General features: G+C 53.5%; 22 protein-coding genes. 11 read left to right on the forward strand and 11 right to left on the reverse strand.

The window, feature by feature from the left end:
- Positions 1–110: 110 nt before the first annotated feature.
- The 5 genes from purB to N512_RS23495 all read right to left on the reverse strand — a co-directional run bounded on the left by purB (position 111) and on the right by N512_RS23495 (position 4,690).
- Complete coding sequence (purB, locus tag N512_RS0119855) at positions 111–1,481, reverse strand: adenylosuccinate lyase (RefSeq protein WP_025887690.1); 1,371 nt, start codon at positions 1,479–1,481, stop codon at positions 111–113.
- A gap of 28 nt (positions 1,482–1,509) precedes the next feature.
- Complete coding sequence (hflD, locus tag N512_RS0119860) at positions 1,510–2,127, reverse strand: high frequency lysogenization protein HflD (RefSeq protein ID WP_028781430.1); 618 nt, start codon at positions 2,125–2,127, stop codon at positions 1,510–1,512.
- A gap of 3 nt (positions 2,128–2,130) precedes the next feature.
- The gene (gene mnmA, locus N512_RS0119865) at positions 2,131–3,246 is read right to left on the reverse strand and encodes a tRNA 2-thiouridine(34) synthase MnmA (protein WP_028781431.1); all 1,116 of its coding nucleotides are present in this window, start codon (positions 3,244–3,246) and stop codon (positions 2,131–2,133) included.
- Positions 3,247–3,414: 168 nt separating this feature from the next.
- On the reverse strand, positions 3,415–3,867 hold the full coding sequence (locus N512_RS0119870; protein ID WP_028781432.1) for an NUDIX hydrolase: 453 nt from the start codon (positions 3,865–3,867) through the stop codon (positions 3,415–3,417).
- Positions 3,860–4,690: a pseudouridine synthase gene (locus N512_RS23495; RefSeq protein WP_081737219.1), complete on the reverse strand. Its 831-nt coding sequence runs from the start codon at positions 4,688–4,690 to the stop codon at positions 3,860–3,862. Before N512_RS23495 ends, N512_RS0119870 begins: the two co-directional genes overlap by 8 nt.
- Positions 4,691–5,014: 324 nt before the next feature.
- Between N512_RS23495 and N512_RS0119880 the strand changes: the two genes are divergently transcribed.
- Complete coding sequence (locus N512_RS0119880; protein ID WP_028781433.1) at positions 5,015–7,240, forward strand: NADP-dependent isocitrate dehydrogenase; 2,226 nt, start codon at positions 5,015–5,017, stop codon at positions 7,238–7,240.
- A gap of 99 nt (positions 7,241–7,339) precedes the next feature.
- On the opposite strand, the gene cspD is transcribed toward N512_RS0119880, so the two are convergent.
- Positions 7,340–7,546 carry a cold shock domain-containing protein CspD gene (gene cspD, locus N512_RS0119885; RefSeq protein ID WP_025011178.1) on the reverse strand — a complete coding sequence of 69 codons (207 nt, stop codon included), beginning with the start codon at positions 7,544–7,546 and terminating at the stop codon, positions 7,340–7,342.
- Positions 7,547–7,942: 396 nt separating this feature from the next.
- On the opposite strand from cspD, the gene clpS reads away from it, so the two are divergent.
- Entirely contained in the window at positions 7,943–8,251 is a 309-nt protein-coding gene (gene clpS / locus N512_RS0119890; RefSeq protein ID WP_028781434.1) for an ATP-dependent Clp protease adapter ClpS, read from the forward strand.
- A 34-nt stretch (positions 8,252–8,285) separates the two neighbouring features.
- Positions 8,286–10,544, forward strand: a complete 2,259-nt coding sequence (clpA, locus tag N512_RS0119895) for an ATP-dependent Clp protease ATP-binding subunit ClpA (protein WP_028781435.1) — start codon at positions 8,286–8,288, stop codon at positions 10,542–10,544.
- A 192-nt stretch (positions 10,545–10,736) separates the two neighbouring features.
- Here clpA and infA read toward each other — a convergent pair whose 3' ends face one another.
- The 3 genes from infA to aat all read right to left on the reverse strand — a co-directional run bounded on the left by infA (position 10,737) and on the right by aat (position 12,446).
- Positions 10,737–10,955, reverse strand: coding sequence for a translation initiation factor IF-1 (gene infA, locus N512_RS0119900; protein ID WP_005500725.1), 219 nt, complete (start codon positions 10,953–10,955; stop codon positions 10,737–10,739).
- Between the two features lie 80 nt (positions 10,956–11,035).
- Positions 11,036–11,746: an arginyltransferase gene (locus N512_RS0119905; RefSeq protein ID WP_028781436.1), complete on the reverse strand. Its 711-nt coding sequence runs from the start codon at positions 11,744–11,746 to the stop codon at positions 11,036–11,038.
- Positions 11,736–12,446, reverse strand: a complete 711-nt coding sequence (gene aat / locus N512_RS0119910) for a leucyl/phenylalanyl-tRNA--protein transferase (RefSeq protein WP_025011174.1) — start codon at positions 12,444–12,446, stop codon at positions 11,736–11,738. Before aat ends, N512_RS0119905 begins: the two co-directional genes overlap by 11 nt.
- Before the next feature lie 53 nt (positions 12,447–12,499).
- On the opposite strand from aat, the gene N512_RS0119915 reads away from it, so the two are divergent.
- Positions 12,500–12,979 carry a glycine zipper 2TM domain-containing protein gene (locus N512_RS0119915; protein ID WP_025887702.1) on the forward strand — a complete coding sequence of 160 codons (480 nt, stop codon included), beginning with the start codon at positions 12,500–12,502 and terminating at the stop codon, positions 12,977–12,979.
- An 89-nt stretch (positions 12,980–13,068) separates the two neighbouring features.
- Here the strand turns inward: N512_RS0119915 and N512_RS0119920 are convergent, their stop codons facing one another.
- A complete protein-coding gene (locus N512_RS0119920) occupies positions 13,069–13,422 on the reverse strand; it encodes a hypothetical protein (RefSeq protein ID WP_025887704.1) in 354 nt (117 codons plus the stop codon).
- A 237-nt stretch (positions 13,423–13,659) separates the two neighbouring features.
- Between N512_RS0119920 and N512_RS0119925 the strand changes: the two genes are divergently transcribed.
- Positions 13,660–14,412, forward strand: a complete 753-nt coding sequence (locus N512_RS0119925; protein WP_028781437.1) for a Nif3-like dinuclear metal center hexameric protein — start codon at positions 13,660–13,662, stop codon at positions 14,410–14,412.
- A 67-nt stretch (positions 14,413–14,479) separates the two neighbouring features.
- Here the strand turns inward: N512_RS0119925 and metG are convergent, their stop codons facing one another.
- Positions 14,480–16,510 (reverse strand): methionine--tRNA ligase, encoded by a 2,031-nt coding sequence (gene metG, locus N512_RS0119930; RefSeq protein WP_028781438.1) that lies wholly within the window; start codon positions 16,508–16,510, stop codon positions 14,480–14,482.
- Between the two features lie 159 nt (positions 16,511–16,669).
- Here metG and apbC point away from each other — a divergent pair, with 159 nt between their 5' ends.
- Genes apbC through tmk form a run of 6 tightly spaced genes read left to right on the forward strand, consistent with a single transcriptional unit; the run spans position 16,670 to position 21,532 of the window.
- A complete protein-coding gene (apbC, locus tag N512_RS0119935; protein WP_028781439.1) occupies positions 16,670–17,785 on the forward strand; it encodes an iron-sulfur cluster carrier protein ApbC in 1,116 nt (371 codons plus the stop codon).
- A gap of 12 nt (positions 17,786–17,797) precedes the next feature.
- A complete protein-coding gene (udk, locus tag N512_RS0119940) occupies positions 17,798–18,436 on the forward strand; it encodes a uridine kinase (RefSeq protein WP_025887708.1) in 639 nt (212 codons plus the stop codon).
- A gap of 30 nt (positions 18,437–18,466) precedes the next feature.
- Positions 18,467–19,048 (forward strand): dCTP deaminase, encoded by a 582-nt coding sequence (dcd, locus tag N512_RS0119945; protein WP_028781440.1) that lies wholly within the window; start codon positions 18,467–18,469, stop codon positions 19,046–19,048.
- Between the two features lie 14 nt (positions 19,049–19,062).
- Positions 19,063–19,896, forward strand: coding sequence for an aminodeoxychorismate lyase (gene pabC, locus N512_RS0119950; protein WP_028781441.1), 834 nt, complete (start codon positions 19,063–19,065; stop codon positions 19,894–19,896).
- Positions 19,893–20,900 (forward strand): endolytic transglycosylase MltG, encoded by a 1,008-nt coding sequence (mltG, locus tag N512_RS0119955; RefSeq protein WP_028781442.1) that lies wholly within the window; start codon positions 19,893–19,895, stop codon positions 20,898–20,900. Before pabC ends, mltG begins: the two co-directional genes overlap by 4 nt.
- Positions 20,900–21,532 carry a dTMP kinase gene (gene tmk, locus N512_RS0119960; protein ID WP_028781443.1) on the forward strand — a complete coding sequence of 211 codons (633 nt, stop codon included), beginning with the start codon at positions 20,900–20,902 and terminating at the stop codon, positions 21,530–21,532. The genes mltG and tmk overlap by 1 nt, the downstream gene beginning before the upstream one ends.
- Positions 21,533–21,547 lie beyond the last annotated feature (15 nt).

A 21,547-nucleotide genomic window follows, 5' to 3' on the forward strand; every position in this document is an offset into this window, starting at 1 on the left:
CATAAACTGTTTCAATGGCCAGTCAGTTATCCCGCTTGCAACGGCATAAACCCCGGGGAGAAAAAAGGCGGTACTGGAAACCAGTACCGCCCGTGACAGCCAAGAGGCTATCAGTTCAAATCATCGACAAAGGCTTCGGCGCGGCCTATGTAGTTGGCCGGCGTCAGTTGCTTGAGTTCGTGTTTCACGTTCTCAGGCAGCTCCAGACCGTCGATAAAGGCTGCCAACTGCTGACCATCGATACGCTTGCCACGGGTCAGCTCCTTGAGCTTCTCGTAAGGCTTTTCGATGCCATAGCGGCGCATGACTGTCTGTACCGGCTCGGCCAGCACTTCCCAGTTGTGATCCAGTTCATCGCGCAGGTGCGCCTCGTTGACTTCCAACTTACTGACACCCTTGAGTGTGGCCTGGTAGGCGATCAGCGAGTGGGCGATACCCACACCCAGGTTACGCAGTACTGTGGAGTCGGTCAGATCGCGCTGCCAGCGGGAAACCGGCAGTTTACTGGCCAGATGCTGCATCAGGGCGTTGGCTATGCCCAGGTTACCTTCCGAGTTTTCAAAGTCGATAGGGTTAACCTTGTGCGGCATGGTGGATGAGCCGATTTCACCGGCCACTGTCTTCTGCTTGAAGTGACCCAGGGCGATATAACCCCAGATATCACGGTCAAAATCAATCAGCACGGTATTGAAACGAGCCACGGCATCGAACAGCTCGGCAATATAGTCGTGCGGTTCAATCTGAGTGGTGTAGGGGTTCCAGTTCAGGCCGAGGCTGGTGACAAAGCGCTGTGACAGCTCATGCCAGTTAACTTCTGGGTAGGCGGACAGGTGGGCGTTGTAGTTACCCACGGCGCCGTTGATCTTACCCATGATCTCAACCGCTTCAATTTGTTTGAGTTGGCGTTCGAGACGTACGGCCACGTTGGCCATCTCTTTACCCAGAGTCGAAGGCGAGGCGGGTTGGCCATGAGTACGGGACATCAGAGGCACAGTCTTGTAACGTCTGGCCAGCTCTTTAACGGCATCGACCAGCTTCTGGCAGTATGGCAGCAGTACCTGTTCACGGGCTTCGGTCAGCATCAGGCCGTGGGACAGGTTGTTGATGTCTTCACTGGTGCATGCAAAGTGCACGAACTCGCCTATGGCGGCCAGCTCGGCATTGTCGGCGATTTTTTCCTTGATGAAGTATTCCACCGCCTTAACGTCATGGTTGGTGGTGGCTTCGATGGTTTTGACTCTCAGGGCATCGGCTTCGCTGAAGTTATCGCGAATATTGTCCAGCAATGCCAGAGCTTCTTCACTGAAGGGGGGGACTTCTTCGATTTCAGGGCAGCTGGAAAGCAGTTTCAGCCAGTTGATTTCGACCTGAACACGATACTTGGTAAGACCGTACTCGCTGAATATCCCCCGAAGTTCGGCGGTTTTACTACCATAACGCCCGTCTACCGGTGAGATAGCAGTCAGTGCGGAAAGATCCATTATAAGCTCCTTGATGAACTTGGCTTTATTATAGGGTGAGGCTTTTTTTAGCTGTATCGACGATCGCCTTGCGGGCAAACACCAGATGTCTGCGTTTGCCGCCGAGTTGACGCCAGAGTACGGCACTGCGCATTGCTGCCAGCAACAAGGCGCGTATTTTATGTTGGACCAGTGGCCGCTGCAGTATGTTGGGGTTGCCCGAAATCTGGATCTTGGGCCCCAAATTACTGATGATATCGCTGTAGATACTGGCCAGGTTGGCGATAACCTGCTCGTCGGTTATGGCAAAGTGGCTCAGTTGGCGATGCACCTGATTGATGCGCTCAGACAGCATCCCCAGAGCCGCCTGGTTGCGGCTCAGTTTACGCTCCAGCGCCAGAATGCCAACCAGATAGCGGGTGATTTCCACATCTTTCTGGGCGCTGTCACCCAGTTGGTTGATAATCCACTTGTAGCCGTTGGCCAGCACGACTTTGTCGGGATAGATCTCATCGATATTCTCTGGATCTGTCACCATAATGCCATCGAGTGCCGCAGCCAACTGCTGCGGATCGCTTTCCCCGTGGCGGGCTATGTATTGCACCTGGGCGATAGCCTGCAATATGCCGGCAAATGCCATGGTGCGGTCATGCAATTGCTCGCTCAATGATTACTCCCTAATCAGGGTTTCTATGATGCCGCCACCCAGGCAGACTTCACCGTCGTAGAATACTGCCGACTGCCCTGGCGTGACTGCCGCCACCGGTTCGTCGAAGATCACTCTCAGCTCATCGTCACCCTGGACATAAACAGTGCAGGGGATATCCTGCTGGCGATAACGGGTCTTGACCGTGATTTTTGCGCCATCGGCCGGGCCCTGCCTGTCGACCCAATGCAATTGCCTGGCTGTGAGGCCAACCGACATGAGTCTTGGGTGCTGGCCGCCTTGGGCGACAACCAATACATTACGTTTCAGATCTTTGTCGACCACATACCAAGGATTGTCGTTGCTGTTTTTCATGCCGCCAATTCCAAGGCCCTTGCGCTGGCCCAGAGTGTGGTACATCAGCCCCTGATGCTCGCCTATCACTTCACCGTCGACACTCTCGATTTTGCCCGGTTGCGCGGGCAGATAAGTGCCAAGGAATTCAGTAAATTTGCGTTCACCGATAAAACAGATGCCGGTGCTGTCTTTCTTGTTGAAGGTGACCAGCCCTTGCTCTTCGGCGATGCGGCGAACTTCGGGTTTTTCCAGTTCACCCACAGGGAACAGGCTACGTGCCACCTGTTGGTGACTCAAGGTGTAGAGGAAGTAGCTCTGATCCTTGTTGCCATCTATGCCGCGAAGCAGCTGGGTTTTTCCGTCGGTATCACGGCGGCGCACATAGTGGCCCATGGCGATATAGTCGGCATCGAGAATGTCATCGGCAAACTCAAGGAAGGCTTTGAACTTGATCTCCTTGTTGCACATGATGTCCGGGTTAGGCGTGCGTCCCGCCTTGTACTCGGCCAGAAAATACTCGAACACATTGTCCCAGTATTCGGCGGCAAAGTTGACCGTGTGCAACTTGATCCCCAGCTTGTCACAGACAGCCTGGGCATCTTTTAAATCTTCGGCGGCAGAGCAATATTCGTCGGTGTCATCTTCTTCCCAGTTCTTCATGAACAGGCCTTCTACCTGATAGCCCTGCTGGAGCAGCAGATAGGCTGAAACAGATGAGTCGACACCGCCGGACATGCCGACAATGACTTTTTTTCCTGATGCATTGGGAGTGTTAGCTGTCATAGATCCTAAAACCGTTGAATTCATTCATGAACGCCCGAAAAGAGAACTGCTGCTTGTGCCCGGTTGTGGCAGGCCGTTATTGGCGCGACGCGGGGGTGGACAAACAGCCATTAAGGCGCTCAGTTTCTGCGGGGGCGTATTCTATCACGCCTTGGTGCCCAGAGCTAATCACAACAGCGCGCTATTGAGCAAAGATAACGGCAGCCGTTGTCCCTGCAAATAGCTCTCCAGTGTGGCGCTGACCAAGGGGCTGCGAAGCTTGGATCCCAAGGCCGTGATTTCATCCATGCTCAACCAATGGGCGGCCTTGATGGCGACGTCCAACGGCTTGGCACTCTGGCACTTGGCCAGGCGAGCACAGAAGGTGAAACGTAAAAAGACCAGCTCCTTGGAAGCACTGAACTGATCTATCCGCACCAGGGCTTCAGGGGTGACAGTCAGGCCGGTTTCTTCGAGCACCTCGCGGCGACAGGCGTCGATAAGGCTTTCATTTGCTTCCAGGTGACCGGCCGGTTGGTTGAATTTCTGTTGGCCGTCTATCAATTCCTCGACCAGCAGAAAACGCTTCTCGGCCTCAATAATGCAGGCCACTGTTACATTGGGGCGATAACGTTCAGTCATGGAGAAGCTCCTTAATCGCCGCCTCAGAAAGAGTACGATATTCACCGGGCTGCAGGCATTGCCCTTGCTCGGTATCCAGGCTGAGATTGCCTATGGCATAACGTATCAATCTTAAAGTGGGAAACCCGACATGGGCTGTCATCCTTCGTACCTGACGATTGCGCCCTTCGCGGATACAGATCTCCAGCCAAGTGGTGGGAATATTGCGCCGCTCACGAATGGGTGGATTACGTGGCCACAAAGATTCGGGTTGTTGCAGTCGCCGGACTTTTGCAGGCAGGGTGGGGCCATCTTTCAGCTCAATTCCCTCACGCAAGGCTTGAATCGCGGTGTCATCGACATCGCCTTCTACCTGTACCCAGTAGGTCTTGAAGGTGTGCTTGTTGGGCTGGGTCAGCTTGGCCTGCAGTTGACCGTTATTGGTGAGCAGTAACAGACCCTCGCTGTCTCTGTCCAGGCGGCCTGCGGCATAAACACCGGCGATGGGCAGCAGATCTTTGAGCGTGCGTCGTCCGCCTTCATCGGTAAACTGGCATAACACATCGAAGGGTTTGTTGAGCAGCACCACCTGGGTTTCTGCAACCGAGAGTGGTGGTACCTTTGGCCGGGGTTTTTGAGGACCAGGGCGCTTTTTATTCAGACCCAGTCTCTTGTTATTGGAACTTTTGTTACTGGGACTCTTGCAACTGGGACTCTTGCTGTTGGGGCTTGGTTTGGTGGAGCGCTGACTCTTCTCTCGGCCAAACTCTTTACCGTCAGGGCCCTTGGGGTGACTGGACTGGCGTTTGGGTTTACGTCTTGGTTGGGAGGTTGGCGAATTCATTGAGATATCCTGGCTGCTTGAGCCGCGTGCTCTGACTATTTGTCAGAGATATGCCTGAGTGTAACACCTATGTCCGGTTTGGCGGCGACACGGGGTTGTGACTTTTGGCAAAGTGTACCTGTCACTCGCCTATAGTGGAATTTGAATCTTGGCCGGAATGCTCTATGATGTTCGCCAAATTGTGATCTACAACCAATTTTTACGCCCATAACAAGATAGACATAGATTACCGACGGTAGCGGTATCCAGGGCGAAAGAGGCAAGGAAATTAAAGAATAACAACACTTATAACAACTCATTTTTATAAAAAGCGTAGGACTGAAAATGACTGATAAAACCCCCACTATCATCTATACGCAGACAGATGAAGCGCCGGCACTGGCGACCTTGTCTCTACTGCCTATCATCAAAACCTTTACTCAGGCAGCCGGCATCAATGTCGAAACCCGTGATATTTCTCTCTCCGGCCGTGTGATTGCCGCCTTCCCCGAGCGTCTGACCGAAGCGCAGCGCATCGGTGATCATCTGGCTGAGCTTGGTGAGCTGGCAACCCAGCCCGAAGCCAATATTATCAAACTGCCCAATATTAGTGCGTCCATTCCTCAGCTGCAGGCTTGTATCAAAGAGCTGCAGTCCAAGGGCTATGATCTGCCTGATTATCCGGCCGAAGCCAAAACCGATGAAGAACGGGAAGTCAAGGCCCGTTATGACAAGATCAAAGGCAGTGCGGTAAACCCTGTGCTGCGTGAAGGGAACTCAGATCGCCGCGCCCCGACTTCGGTCAAGAACTATGCCCGTAAGCACCCGCATTCAATGGGGGCCTGGAGCAAGGACTCCAAATCTCATGTGGCCCATATGCAACAAGGGGATTTCTACGGCAGCGAACAGTCCGTTACCCTCAAAGAGGTCGATACTGTCAGCATAGTGCTGGAGCAAGATGATGGCGGCCAACTGGTGCTCAAGCAAGGGCTTAAGTTGCTGGCCGGTGAAATCATAGATGCGGCCGTGATGAGCAAGCGTGAACTGACCGCCTTCTTCGAGCGCGAAATTGAAGCCGCCCGCAAGGAAGATGTACTGCTGTCACTGCACCTGAAAGCCACCATGATGAAAGTGTCCGATCCTATTATGTTCGGCCATGCGGTGAAGGTGTTCTACAAAGATGTATTCGCCAAACACGGTGAAACTTTGCGTGAGCTGGGTGTGGACGTCAACAATGGTCTGGGTGACGTCTATGCCAAGATAGCCAAGTTGCCGGCCGAGCAGAAAGCGGCCATTGAAGCCGATATCGCCGCCGTCTACCAGAGCCGCCCTGAGCTGGCGATGGTGAACTCAGACAAGGGCATCACCAACCTTCACGTGCCAAGTGATGTGATTATCGATGCTTCCATGCCTGCTGCTATCCGCTCCAGCGGCCAGATGTGGGGCCCGGATGGCCAGCTGAAAGATACCAAGGCGTTGATCCCGGATCGTTGCTATGCCGGTGTTTACCAGGAAACCATCAGTTTCTGTAAGGAACATGGCGCCTTCGACCCTGCAACCATGGGCAGCGTGCCAAACGTGGGTCTGATGGCACAGAAGGCCGAAGAGTACGGCAGCCATGACAAGACCTTTGAAATCCCTGCGTCCGGTACGGTTAAAGTACTGGACAAGGACGGCAATCTGCTTATGTCCCACGCCGTTGAAGCCGGTGATATCTGGCGCATGTGCCAGGTTAAAGACGCACCTATCCGTGACTGGGTCAAGCTGGCCGTACGCCGCGCAAGACTGACCAACACCCCGGCGGTATTCTGGCTGGATGAAAACCGTGCCCACGATGCCCAGGTGATCGCCAAAGTGAAGGCCTACCTGCCTGAGCACGATACCGATGGGCTTGAGTTGCACATCATGTCACCTGAAAAGGCGGCCCGTTTCTCCCTTGAGCGTATTAAAGCCGGTAAGGACACTATTTCGGTAACAGGCAACGTGCTGCGTGACTACCTTACCGACTTGTTCCCTATCCTTGAGTTGGGTACCAGTGCCAAGATGCTGTCAATCGTCCCGCTGATGAACGGTGGCGGTCTGTTCGAAACGGGTGCCGGTGGCAGTGCGCCCAAACATGTACAGCAGTTTGAAGAGGAAAACCACCTGCGTTGGGATTCTCTGGGCGAGTTCCTGGCGTTGGGAGCCTCACTCGAGCACCTAAGCCAGACGACAGCCAATGCCAAGGCACAGGTGATGGCTGATTGCCTGGATCAGGCGATAGGGCTGTTCCTGGATAACAACAAGTCACCATCCCGTAAGGTGGGGCAGCTGGATAACCGCGGCAGTCACTACTTCCTGGCACAGTACTGGGCCAGCGCGCTGGCCAAGCAGGACAAGGATGCCGAGCTGAAAGCTTATTTTGCACCTCTGGCCGAAGGCCTGGTGGCTGCCGAAGAGCAGATAGTGGCAGAACTCAATGGTGCCCAGGGTGGTGCCGTTGAACTGGGTGGCTACTATAAGCTGGACCCTGTTAAAGCCGAGCAGGCTATGCGCCCAAGTGCCAGCCTGAATCGTCTTCTGAGCGCTTGATACTGAAAGCTGAATGAGGGAGCTCTCCCTCATTCAATTGCCAAACAGGCATTAAAAAGGCGGGGATAACCCCGCCTTTTTTCATCTCTGTTCACCCGGTTATTTAACTGGAGAGATAGCCGAGGCATGCATACCTTTTGGGCCCTTCTCAACTTGAAATTCAACAGGTTGGCCTGCTTTTAGAGTTCTGTAGCCTTCCATTTCAATGGTTGAATAGTGCGCAAAAACATCCTCACCACCTTCATCAGGGCAGATAAACCCGAATCCTTTGGCGTTGTTGAACCATTTAACAGTTCCGCTTGCCATACTTCCACTTCCTTCTATTGTCTGCTTCCCAGTAAGATAGTAAAACTTTTGAGCGCTTTAGCAGGCGCTCAGATAACAGAATGTAAGCAGTGTTGCTGGATGTCAAGCTTAAATTAACAAAAAAACAACATTGTATTTGTTGCTGTGCGTATACGGTTTTGCCATGGTGGCACTTTATCGGTAATGCCTACCTGGAACATCTTAGGCTTATTCTCGGCGTATATGTTTTAACCGATTGAAAAATAAGCATGAGTTGGAAACGCCTTAGACAAGCGCCGCCGCGCCAGAGTATAGTGTGACAAAGGGCAATACTGCCCAGGGCCAGCCAAGCGGTACTTTGAGACATGGCCGGGCATAGTGTTGGTAGAAGCCAAGTTGAGAGGCTAATATTGAATCATGGGTAAGACTGGACAGATAGAACGTGTGGAGGAAGGGATTGAGCAGGAATTGCAACCACCTCCAATGTATAAAGTGATTCTGAACAACGATGACTATACCCCAATGGACTTTGTTGTGGAGGTACTGCAGCTGTTCTTTCGCAAGAATGAACAGGAAGCCACAGACATTATGTTGACCATACATCATCAGGGAAAAGCGGTTTGCGGCGTTTACCCGTTCGGGATAGCCGAAACCAAAGTGGTTCAGGTGAATCAGTTTGCAAGACAAAACCAACATCCGTTACTGTGTTCGTTAGAGGAAGCTTAACCAGCCTGTCTCTGTAGTTTTTTAGGGGGTGCGTATGCTGAACAAAGATCTTGAAGTGACCTTGAACCTGGCATTCCAACAAGCCAGAGATGCCCGTCACGAATATATGACGGTTGAGCACCTACTGCTGGCGCTGACCGATAACCCCGCCGCAAGGGATGCCTTGCTCGCCTGTGGCGCCAATATCGACCGACTCAAAGAGGAGGTCGCCAACTTTATTACCCAGACCACACCCATTATCAGCGATCCCGATGATGAACGTGAGACTCAGCCGACACTGGGTTTCCAGCGGGTGCTGCAACGGGCAGTGTTTCATGTGCAGTCGTCAGGCCGCAATGAGGTGACCGGTGCCAACGTGCTGGTGGCCATTTTCAGTGAGCAGGAGTCCCAGGCGGTTTATCTGCTGCGCCGTTACGATATTACCCGCCTGGATGTGGTGAATTATATTTCTCACGGCTTTGCCAAGAACGATGAGGCCGATGCTCCGGGATCGCAGGAAAGCCTGGAAGATCAATCCGAAGCCACAGAAGAGCGCAGCATGCTGGCTCAGTTTGCCAGTAATCTCAATGAGATGGCCAAGCAGGGCAAGATAGATCCGCTTATCGGCCGCGATAACGAAATTGAACGCTCGATTCAAATTCTTTGCCGTCGCCGCAAGAATAACCCGCTGCTGGTGGGCGAGGCCGGCGTCGGAAAGACTGCCATCGCCGAAGGTTTGGCCTATCGGATAGTCAATGAGTCTGTGCCTGAGGTGATAAGCGAAGCGACCGTCTACTCTCTGGATCTCGGCGCGCTGTTGGCCGGCACCAAGTATCGCGGCGACTTCGAGAAACGCTTCAAGAGCCTGCTCAAGGAGTTAACAGCGGATCAGAATGCGATTCTGTTCATCGATGAAATCCACACCATTATCGGTGCCGGCGCGGCATCCGGTGGGGTGATGGATGCATCCAACCTGCTCAAGCCCTTGCTCTCCAGCGGTAATCTGCGCTGTATGGGGTCCACTACTTTTCAGGAGTATCAAAGTATTTTTGAGAAGGACAGGGCACTGGCGCGGCGCTTCCAGAAGGTGGACATTCACGAGCCTTCGGTGGCCGAAACCACCAAGATACTTCAGGGGCTCAAGAGCCGTTACGAAGAACATCATGGGGTGCGTTATACCCTGGCGGCCTTGGCCAGCGCTGCCAGCCTGTCGGATAAGCATATCAACGACAGACATCTGCCGGACAAGGCTATCGATGTGATCGACGAAGCGGGGGCGCGGATGGCTATGATGCCACAGAGCAAACGCAAGAAAACCGTGGGTCAGAGCGAGATTGAAACCATCATCGCCAAGATGGCCAGGATCCCTGAAAAAACAGTGACTTCTTCCGAGAAGGACTTGCTGAAAAACCTGGAACGCAACCTGAAGATGGTGGTGTTCGGTCAGGACAAGGCGATAGAGAGTCTTAGCGCGGCGATTCGGCTGGCACGCAGTGGTCTTGGCAATGAAAACAAACCTGTGGGGAGCTTCCTGTTTGCCGGCCCAACCGGGGTGGGTAAGACAGAGGTGACCAACCAGTTGGCGGCTTGCCTCGGGCTCAAGCTTATCCGCTTCGATATGTCCGAATATATGGAAAGCCATACTGTGTCGCGTTTGATTGGCGCGCCTCCGGGTTATGTCGGCTACGATCAGGGTGGTTTGCTGACCGATGCCGTGATCAAGACGCCTCACTGTGTGGTGTTGCTCGATGAAATCGAAAAGGCGCATCCGGATATCTATAACCTGCTGCTGCAGGTAATGGATCACGGTACTTTGACCGATAACAACGGCCGCAAGGCGGATTTCCGCAACGTGACCCTGGTGATGACCACCAATGCCGGGGTGCAGGAAACTGTGCGTAAGTCCATTGGCTTCAAACAGCAGGATCACAGCCAGGATGCGATGTCGGAGATCAATAAGGTGTTCTCGCCCGAGTTTCGCAACCGACTCGACTCCATTATCTGGTTCAACCATCTGGATATGACCATTATCGCCAAGGTGGTGGACAAGTTCCTGGTAGAGCTGCAGGCACAGTTGGATCAGAAAGGGGTGACGCTGGAAGTCAGTGATGAAGCCAGAACCTTGCTGGCCGAGAAGGGTTACGACAAGACCATGGGGGCCAGACCTATGGCCAGAGTGGTCAAGGATCTGCTGAAACGACCGCTGGCCGATGAAATCCTGTTTGGTAAACTCGAGTCCGGTGGCATCGCCCATGTGGATGTTAAAGATGGCGAACTGGAAATCAACACGGAAGCGCCGGAGAAGATCTCCTGAGAAGCTAAGTCGAAACAAAAAAAATGGCTGCCACTGGCAGCCATTTTTATTCTGAATCCTGACCCTTATCCGACACATTGATGCCTGGATAGACAACGGCAGGCCAGGTGCGCCTGCTGCGCAGTGGGTCGCCCCCATGGGCTCACCAGCAAAAAAACCGGCACAGCCGGCTTTTGAGAAATAACTGGGATCTTAGCGTGAGCGGAAGACGATGCGGCCTTTGCTCAAGTCGTATGGAGTCAGCTGCACAGTGACCTTGTCACCGGTCAGGATTCGGATGTAGTTTTTACGCATTTTACCGGAAATGTGAGCAGTCACAACGTGACCATTTTCCAGTTCAACCCGAAACATTGTATTTGGCAAGGTTTCAAGGATAGTCCCTTGCATCTCAATGTTGTCTTCTTTCGCCATTAATCAGTTATCCCGTTAGCCTCGAATGTAAAAAACCGCCGTATCATGCCGCAAATTACAGCGGCTGTAAAGGGGAGGCCTCAGTGATTGTCGCTTTTCTGCCAGCCCTGAACGCCGAGGATCTCATAGGGGCGGTAGAGTCGCTTGTAACCCATTTTGTCGTGGTTATCTATTTGATATCCCAAATAGAGAAACGATTTCGACATCAATTTGCCCAGGCGGCATTGCAGCAGTACCAGCAAGATCCCGAGGGAGCGGTCGCTGTAGTCCGGGTCGAAGTAGCTGTAGATGGCTGACAGGCTCTGGGACAGGAGATCTGTCACCGCCACGGCAACCAGTCGCTGACCATGCCAAAGTTCGATAAACACCGGGCTGAGCCACTCACAGGCGAGAAAATGACGGTACTGCTCTTCGCTAGGAGGATACATGGGGCCGTCACTGTGGCGGGCACAGATATAACGCTCATAGAGGGGATAGTGAGCCGGGGTTTCCTCGGTAACTATTCGAAAGTGCAGGTCACGGTTTTTGGCCAGGGTGCGTTTTTGTCTTTTGGACAGGCGAAATTCATCCAGGGGAACTCGGATGGGCTGACAAGCGTTGCAGTGGGGGCAACGGGGCTTGTAGATGGCGCTGCCACTGCGGCGAAACCCCAGTGCCAACAGGCGCTCAAACAGTGACAAGTCCAGCTCATCTTCCTGGATCACCAATAACTGCTCCTGTTGTCCGCTCAGGTAGCTGCAGGCAAAGGGTTGGCTGAGGCCTATGGCAATGGCATGGTTATCAGAGTTCAAGTTTGACCTCGTCGGTTTGCCAGCAATCCCTGGCAAGACTACCGTCCCTGAATTGTTTCAAGAGTGCGAGAAAATCTTTACGCTTTAAACTTTTGGCTCCGAGGCTCTCAAGGTGCGGATTCATCACCTGGGCATCGATAAGCCTGAAACCCTGCTTGAGTGCATATTGGTGCAGGGCGATAAAGGCCGCCTTGGAGGCGTTGGTTTTACGGTGGAACATGGACTCGCCACAGAACACCTGACCCACGGCCAGGCCATACAGGCCACCTATCAGGCGACCATTGTCCCAGACCTCGAAGGAGTGGGCATGACCCAGGTGGTGCAGCTCCTGGTAGGCCAGACGTATCTCTCCGGTTATCCAGGTGCCGGGCTGATCTTTTCGCGGCATGGCGCAACCGGCCATCACATCGGCAAAGGCTCGGTCGATGCTGAAAGTCCAATCCTGTTTTTTCAAATACTTGCGTAGACTACGGGAGATATTGATGCTGCCAGGAACAAAGACGGCGCGGGGATCCGGAGACCACCAGAGAATGGGGTCATGGGTATTGAACCAGGGGAAAATGCCCTCGTAATAGGCGTTGAGTAACCGCCTGGGATGCAGGTCGCCGCCAATGGCCAATAGGCCGTTGGGATCCGTCAACGCCAGCTCAGGCGACGGGAAAGGATCCAACTCATGATTTAAGAAAGACAGTAGGTTCACAATTGCGTATGATTCTGCTCAGGGCCTTCTTATAAGTTAGCGGAAAAACAGCTATGTGGAAACTGATACTGAATGCAATGCTGCTGCTCTCATTGTCCCTCGCAGCGGGAACTCATACCCTCTATGCCGGTTATGACAGAAACCAGGCTCAGCCGGTTGAAAAAGTGCTCTACGGTCAGGTGGAGTCGGTACGAAAAATCACCGAGAAACAGCTGATGGAAGACAGAAATCGCGGCTGGAAAACCTTCGGTGGTGCCTTGCTCGGTGGCGTGATTGGTCATCAGTTCGGTGGCGGTAGTGGTCAGGATGTGGCGACTGTACTGGGTGCTCTGCTCGGCGCCGGCATTGGTCATCAATATGGTGACAGCAGTTACTATCGTGAACTCAAGTTGGTGGAGTTGATGATACGTCAGGAAGATGAAACCCAGGTGATGATCATACAGGATGAAGATCCCGGCATGACCTTCAAGGTAGGCGATGAAGTGCGGGTGGTTTATCTGCAGGGCAGCGTCCGGGTCGACCTGGCGATGTGATTTGACTATGTGAATTGACTATGTAAGCTTTGAACCAATAATAGATAAAACAAAGGCGCCTCTCGGCGCCTTTGTTTTGGATGGAGTAATTAAAAACCGCGAGGCAGTTTGTGATTACCGGCTGCCAGTTTTTCACGCCACAGCTCTTTGGGGGTCTTGCCCCCCTGGCTACCGGCTTTGGCAGGCGCAACCTGTTTGGGTTTTGCCTTTGAGGCTGGCTTTGCTGCAGGCTTGGCCGCCTTGGGTTTTTCCTGCTTGGCTTCAGCCTTGGCCGGTTTGGTGCTATCTGCCAACATCTGTTCCAGTTCAGCGAAACGAAGTGATTTACCGCCATCGATTTTGTACCAGCTGCCATTTTGTTCAATGGTCACTGCTTTGCCCTGTTGTTCACTGAGAGCTTGCTGCAGTGTGCTGATAACTTCTTCTTTGGTCAGTTTTGCCATAATCATAACCTGTTTATTTTTAGAGTTACTTGAAGGTTTGCGATAATTTTATAAGTCAAAGGCCGGAAATGTCCAATTTGCCGGCCAAAAAGCAGCAAACTTGTGCCCAAGGGCGCAGCTTTTGGCCGCTTTGGGCGCTGAAACCGGCAATTAGGCTTAAATGTTGTGACCTCAATCCTTGGGCTCGCTGTGCTAGAATGGCGCCATATATCTGCAACTGAATCGACAGGGAACCCTATGAAAAGAGAGGAACTCAGACAATATCTGGGCGAGTTTTTACAACTGGACAAGTTTCGTGATTATGCCCCCAACGGTCTGCAGGTCGAGGGCAAGGCCGAAATTCGCAAAATAGTCACAGGTGTAACCGCTTGTCAGGCATTGATTGACCGGGCTGTTGAAGCCGGAGCCGATGCCCTATTGGTGCACCATGGTTTCTTCTGGAAGAATGAGCCCGAAGTGTTGACCGGAATGAAACAGCGCAGGATCAAGAGCTTGCTGCTTAACGACATTAACCTGTTCGGCTATCACTTGCCGCTTGATGCCCATCCGATGCTTGGCAATAACGCCGAATTGGGCCGGGTGCTTGGGGTCATTGAGCCGGAGGCGGTAGAAACCGTCGCCCAGGGTTTGCTTTGGCAAGGAGTGCTTGACTCACCCATGACAGCCAAAGACTTGAGTGCCTTGCTTGAGCAGCGTTTGGGGCAGGCGCCTCTGCATCTGGATGGCGGTGAAAGAAGCATACAAAAACTGGCCTGGTGTACGGGCGGCGCCCAGGATTATATCGATGCCGCAGCGGCCTTGGGGGTAGATGCCTTTATCAGCGGTGAAGCCTCAGAGCGTACCTTTCACAGCGCGGTCGAGCAGGGGATCCATTATTTCGGCGCCGGTCACCATGCCACCGAGCGGTTTGGCATCAAGGCGCTGGGGGAGCATCTGGCACGGGAGTTTGAGCTGGAGCACGAGTTCATTGATATTCCCAATCCGGTATAACTATCAAGGGAATAGGAAAAGGCCGCGATTGCGGCCTTTTTGATATGGGATAGATGCTACAAGAGTCTTATTTGACTCTCATGCCGGGTTGAGCACCTTCATGGGGCTCGAGAACCCAGAGATCCTTGCCACCCGGGCCTGCGGCCAGCACCATGCCTTCAGACAGGCCAAAGCGCATCTTGCGAGGAGCCAGGTTGGCCACCATTACTGTCAGTTTGCCTTCGAGATCTTCCGGCGCATAAGCCGACTTGATACCGGCAAATACCTGACGGGTTTCGCCACCGAGATCCAGCTGTAACTTCAGCAGCTTGTTGGCTTCAGGGACATGTTCGGCCTTCTTGATAAGTGCAATCCGCAGATCCAGCTTGGCAAAGTCGTCAAACTCTATGGTTGGGCTGATAGGGTCATCCGCCAATGGGCCGCGGGCCTTGGGCGTATCCTCGGTTGCCTTGAGGCTTTCCTTGGAGGCTTCCACCATGGCATTCACCTTATCGAGCTCGATGCGTTGCATCATAGGCTTGAACGGGTTGATTTGGTGACCGGCCATATCCAGTGCCAAGCCGCTCCAGCTGAGCTCCAGCTTGAGGAAGGCCTCAACATCGGCGGCCAGGCGTGGCAGTACCGGCTTGAGATAAGTCACCAGAATACGGAACAAATTCAGCGCCACCGAGCATACCTGATGGGCGCGGGCCAAGGTTTCTTCGTTTTTCACCAACTGCCAAGGAGCTTCATCGGCAACGTAAGCGTTGGCGACATCGGCCAGCGCCATGATTTCACGCATCGCCTTGCCGTATTCGCGGCCTTCATACAGCTCGGCGATCAGTTCCTGTTTGGCCAGGAAGGACTCGGCCAGGCAGTTGTCTTCTACTTTAGCCAGTTTGGCGTCAAAACGCTTGACGATAAAGCCGGCGGTACGGCTCGCCAGGTTAACCAGCTTACCGACCAGATCTGAGTTGACTCTGGCGGCAAAGTCTTCCAGGTTCAGGTCCAGATCGTCAATGCGGCTGGAGAGCTTGGCGGCGTAGTAGTAGCGTAGATACTCGGGATCCAGATGATCCAGGTAAGTACGGGCCTTGATAAAGGTGCCCTTGGACTTGGACATCTTGGCGCCGTTGACAGTGACATAGCCGTGGGCATAGACACTGCTTGGCTGACGGTAGCCGGCGCCTTTGAGCATGGCTGGCCAAAATAGGCTGTGGAAATAGACAATGTCTTTGCCGATGAAGTGATACACCTCGGCCTTTGAGTCGACATTCCAGAACTCGTCAAAGTTCAGCTCCGGGCGCTTGTCGCAGAGGTTCTTGAATGAACCCATGTAGCCCACAGGTGCATCGAGCCAAACATAGAAGTATTTGCCCGGCGCATCGGGGATTTCAAAGCCAAAGTAGGGCGCATCACGGGTGATATCCCACTGCTGCAGGCCTTGCTCGAACCATTCATCCAGTTTGTTGGCCATTTCACTCTGCAGTGAACCTGAATGGGTCCACTCTTTGAGCATGGTTTCAAAGGCGGGCAGATCGAAGAAGAAGTGCTCTGTCTCTTTCATGACAGGTGTGGCACCTGAGACTGCCGAGCGCGGATTGATCAGCTCGGTTGGGCTGTAGGTGGCGCCACAGGCGTCACAGTTGTCGCCGTATTGGTCTTCAGACTTACACTTGGGGCAGGTGCCCTTGACGAATCTGTCCGGTAGGAACATGGACTTTTCCGGATCGAACAGCTGGGAAATAGTCTTGCTCTTGATATAACCGTTGTCGCGCAGTTTGAGGTAGATCTCACTGGCCAGCTGGCGGTTCTCTTCGCTGTGGGTGCTGTGATAATTGTCAAAGGCAATATTGAACTCGGCAAAATCCTGCTGATGCTCTTGATTGACCTTGGCGATCATCTCTTCGGGTTGGATCCCCATCTGCTGAGCCTTGAGCATGATAGGTGTACCGTGGGCATCATCGGCACAGATATAATGACACTCATGGCCACGAAGTTTTTGGAAGCGGGACCAGATATCTGTCTGTATGTACTCGAGCATGTGGCCCAGGTGAATGGGACCGTTGGCATATGGAAGCGCGCTGGTAACAAGGATTTTACGTTGTGTAGTTGCCATCTTTTCTCTGTTAAATCTAGGCCCTGAAAGAATGGCATAGATACTAACCGATTAATCTGGCTTTTTCATCAAAACCTGACATGAGTGTGTTAATTCTACTCTAATATTTACGGCATTATCTGATACACTTGGCCAAATTTATCAAAAGGGGATTGCGTTTTGTCTTCTGCTTCTCAGGACTATCGTCTCAGTGACGATCTGCTCGGTCCGGTTCTTGCCATTCTCAATGCGTTTCAGGATCCATACCTGGCCCAGGGTTTAGTCGATGCCGGTTGTATTCGTAAGTTGGATTTGGATGGTAAAAGGCTGCTGCTGACCATCTTGTATCCATATCCTTGTCAGACCCAATATCGCGACACAGTGATCGCGCTGACCAATGAATTGTCCAAGCTCGATGCCATCGACGAGGTGGAGTGTGAGATTGGCTTTGAGCCTTTCAGTTACTCGGCGCTAGGCAATATTGCGCCTATTCCCAATGTGAAGCAGGTGATTGCCGTTGCTTCCGGCAAGGGCGGCGTGGGCAAGTCAACCACAGCGGTTAACCTGGCCTTGGCCCTGGCGGCCGAAGGCGCCCGGGTGGGTATTCTGGATGCCGATATCTATGGCCCTTCCATTCCTCTGATGCTGGGGATCCCGACATTCAGACCCGTTTCCCCTGATGGTGTGCATATGACAGCCGCCACGGCTCACGGTATCAGCGCCCAGAGCATAGGTTTCATGCTGACCGATGATCAGGCCGCGGTATGGCGTGGCCCCATGGCCGCCGGCGCTCTGGCGCAACTGCTCAACGAAACCCAGTGGCCTGAGCTGGATTACCTGATGATTGATATGCCTCCGGGCACGGGGGATATCCAACTGACCCTGTCACAAAAAGTGCCGGTCAGCGGCGCCGTGATAGTCACAACGCCTCAGGATATCGCCCTGGCCGATGCCAAGAAAGGCATCACCATGTTCCAGAAGGTAAATATCCCTGTGGTCGGAATTGTGGAGAACATGAGCTTCCATCTCTGTCCTGCCTGTGGCCATAAAGAGCATCCTTTCGGTACTCACGGCGGCAACAAGATAGCCGAGCGTTATCAAGTGCCTTTGCTGGGCGCCTTACCTCTGCATATCAATATCCGTGAGGATATGGATAACGGTGAGCCGACTGTGGTGGCCGCGCCTGAGGGTGAAGTCGCCGCCATTTACCGGGATATCGCCCGCCGTGTGGGTGCCCAACTGGCAAAACAAAAGAATCACAGCAGTATTTCAATCGCAATAGCAGATGATGAGTAAGGTTTTAGCAGCATGAATTCGCCACAGTGTGTCGTTATCGGGATAGCAGGGGCTTCGGCGTCAGGTAAAAGTTTGATCGCCAAGACCATATTTGAAGAGCTATGCCGAGACTTAGGGACAGATCAGATAGGGGTTATCAACGAAGATGCCTACTATCGGGATCAGAGCCATATGTCCATGGACGAGAGGGTCAAGACCAACTATGACCATCCCAAGGCGTTGGACCATGAACTGCTCGGTACTCACCTGGTAGCGCTCAAGCAGGGGCAAGCAGTGGATATTCCCTGCTATAGCTACGCCGAGCATACCCGCACCAGTGATACCTTGAAGATGACCCCTAAAAAGGTCATTATTCTCGAAGGTATTTTGCTGCTGACCGACCCTAAGCTGCGTGAACTGATGGATGCCAGCGTGTTTATGGACACGCCGCTGGATATCTGTCTGCTGCGGCGTCTGACCCGTGATGTGGCCGAGCGTGGCCGCACCATGGAGTCTGTTATCAGCCAGTATCAGAAAACGGTAAGACCCATGTTTCTGCAGTTTATCGAACCCTCAAAGCAGTATGCCGACATCATAGTGCCAAGGGGCGGCAAGAACCGGATTGCCACCGATATTCTCAAGGCCAGAATCCAGCATTTGCTGGCGAAATAACCACAATTATCCAGGGAGCTAGAAGGCGAGATGCGATTAACTGATATCGAAATTGAACAATGTCTGGACGAGGGCAGCATAGTCATAGATCCCCGTCCCGGCATAGAGGCCATCAGTGGCGTGAGTGTTGATGTGCGTCTGGGTCACCAGTTTCGGGTGTTCAAGGATCACACTGCGCCTTATATAGATCTCAGTGGCCCCAAGGCCGAAGTGCAGGCCGCACTGGATAGAGTGATGAGCGAGCAGATAGATATTGCCGATGGCGAAGCCTTCTTTCTGCATCCGGGCGAGCTGGCATTGGCGGTGACCTATGAGAGTGTTCATCTGCCTTCCGACATAGTCGGCTGGCTCGATGGCCGCTCATCACTGGCGCGTCTGGGCTTGATGGTGCACGTGACCGCGCATCGTATCGATCCGGGCTGGCAGGGGCGAATCGTGCTCGAGTTTTACAACAGCGGTAAATTACCGCTGGCACTTCGTCCCATGATGACCATAGGGGCACTGAACTTTGAGCGCCTGGCCCGCCCTGTGGCCAGACCTTACAACACCCGCAAGAACGCCAAGTATCGCGATCAGCAGGACGCGGTCGCCAGTCGGATCAGCCAGGACTGAACCCTGGATTGCGCATGACAGGCGTCTGGGTTCAGGGCAAAGAGCAGGATAGCGTTTGCGTTCGCGATCGGGGCTTTACCTATGGTGATGGCCTGTTTGCGACCATGGCGGTGGATGCCAGGGGGCAAATAGCCTTTCTGACTGAACATCTTGCCCGCTTGACTCAGGGGGCGCTGCGCTTGGGTTTTGTCTGGCAAGCATCGGATGCCTTGCGCTCAAGCCTCAAGCGCATCGCCGTCGCCAATCCCCACTGCTGCCTTAAGTTGCAGCTCACCCGGGGGGAGGGCGGCCGTGGTTATACGCCGCAGGTAGGCGCTTTAGTCACCGAAGTCATCAGCCTGGCGCCATTGCCGGCGCATTACCCAGATTGGCAGCAAAAAGGGATTGCCCTCAAGACCTCGTCCATCAGGCTTGGCAAACAGCCTAGGCTTGCCGGTATTAAACATCTCAACCGTCTGGAACAGGTGCTTATCAAGGCGCAGCCATTGCCTGAAGGCTTTGATGATTGGCTGGTACTGGATTGCGACGATTTACTGCTCGAATCCTCAATGGCCAATCTGTTTCTGCTGCTGCCCAATGAACAAGGTAAACTGACGGCGTATTCACCGGCCATGAATTACTGCGGTGTCTCCGGAGTGATGCGACAGCAGTTGATCGTGGCCTTGCTCGATCAGGGCATTGATGTACAGCTGTGCCCTATCAACACAGAGATGCTGCAACGGGCGCGGCACCTCTTTATCAGTAACAGCCTGTTGGGTTTGGTCGATGTTATTGCTGTGGATCAGCGCAGCTTTGAACTCTGGCCCGGCAGCACACCTCTTCGCAAGGCACTTGCTATCCAATTATGAAAAAATGCTTAGTTGCGGCCCTGGCCTTTGTGTTTACCCTGATGACTCTGGCGCTGGGCGTCGGCTTTTGGGGTTACAACGAACTCAACCGCTTTGCGGCCACCGAGCTGAAACTGGACGAACCCAGAGAGCTGCTGCTGAAACGAGGCACCTCCTTTTACCAGTTGGGGCAAGAGCTGCAAAATCAGCAGCTGTTGGAGTTTGACTGGCACTGGAAGCTCTGGGGTAAGCTTTACCCGCAGATGACTGCTATTCGCAGCGGTCTCTACCAGATTGAACCCGGCGATACACCTGTGTCTTTGCTGGAGCGGCTGGTGGCCGGTGAGGAGAAGACATTCACCCTGACGCTGGTAGAGGGCAAGACTATTCGCGAGTGGCAAGCGTATCTGCAGACCTTGGCGCATCTCAAGGTCAGCGACAAGCCGTTTATCGATGTGCTCGAAGCCCAAGGGGATAGCAGCGGCTTGCCTGAAGGCAAGTTTTTCCCGGATACCTATCAGTATCGTGCCGGCACTGAGCTCAATACCCTGTTGACCCAAAGCTTTATCAAGATGCAGCAACAACTGGAGAGTATCTGGCAGCAGCGGGATCAGAGCATTCCGCTCAAGAGTCCCTATGAACTCTTGATCCTGGCCTCCATCATAGAAAAGGAAACCGGCCTGGCAGAGGAGCGCGGCAAGATAGCGGCGGTATTTGTCAATCGCTTGAAAAAACGCATGCGCTTGCAGACAGATCCCACAGTCATTTACGGCATGGGTGAGCGCTTTGATGGCAATATCACCCGTAAAGATCTGCACGAAGAAACGCCATTTAACACCTACCGTATTTTTGGACTGCCGCCGACACCTATTGCCGCGCCCGGGCGGGAAGCCTTGCTGGCGGCCGCACACCCGGAAGCCGTGGAGTACCTCTACTTCGTTTCCCGCAATGACGGCAGTCATGTATTTTCCCGTACACTGGCCGAACATAACCGCGCCGTGAACCAGTATCAGAGAAAGAGATAATGCCACAAAAAGCCACTGCAAAATTTATCGTTATTGAGGGCCTGGAAGGCGCCGGTAAGTCCAGTGCCATCGCATTGGTACGAGACTTTATCGAAAAACATACCGGCAAGGCACCTGTCTGTACCCGTGAGCCGGGTGGCACCCCGTTGGCGGAGAAGATCCGCGACTTGGTGAAGGTGGCAGATGCAAGCGACCCTCTGTGTGATGAATCTGAATGCCTGCTGCTGTATGCCGCCAGGGCGCAACTGGTGGCCCGAGTGATCAAGCCGGCGCTGGCCGAGGGCAGTTGGGTGCTCGGCGACAGACACAACCTGTCGTCCCTGGCTTATCAGGGCGGTGGTCGGGGGTTGATGCCCTTGGTCAGCGCGGTCAGCGCCGCCACCCTTGGGGATTTTAAACCAGACTTGACCCTTTATCTCGACATAGAGCCAAGCCTTGGGCTAACCCGCGCCGCCAACCGTGGTGAGCTGGATCGAATCGAGCAGCAGGGACTGGCCTTCTTTGAACGCACCCGTGCCACCTATCTGAGCCTGGCACAACAGGACGACAGCATAGCGGTTATCGACGCCAGTCAGAGCATGGCCGAAGTGCATAAAGATATTCTGGCTGTGTTGCAAACCAAAGATTGGTAAGCACGCGGCATAAGG

It is taken from the genome of Shewanella sp. 38A_GOM-205m (assembly GCF_000518445.1).
Lineage (GTDB): Bacteria > Pseudomonadota > Gammaproteobacteria > Enterobacterales > Shewanellaceae > Shewanella > Shewanella algae.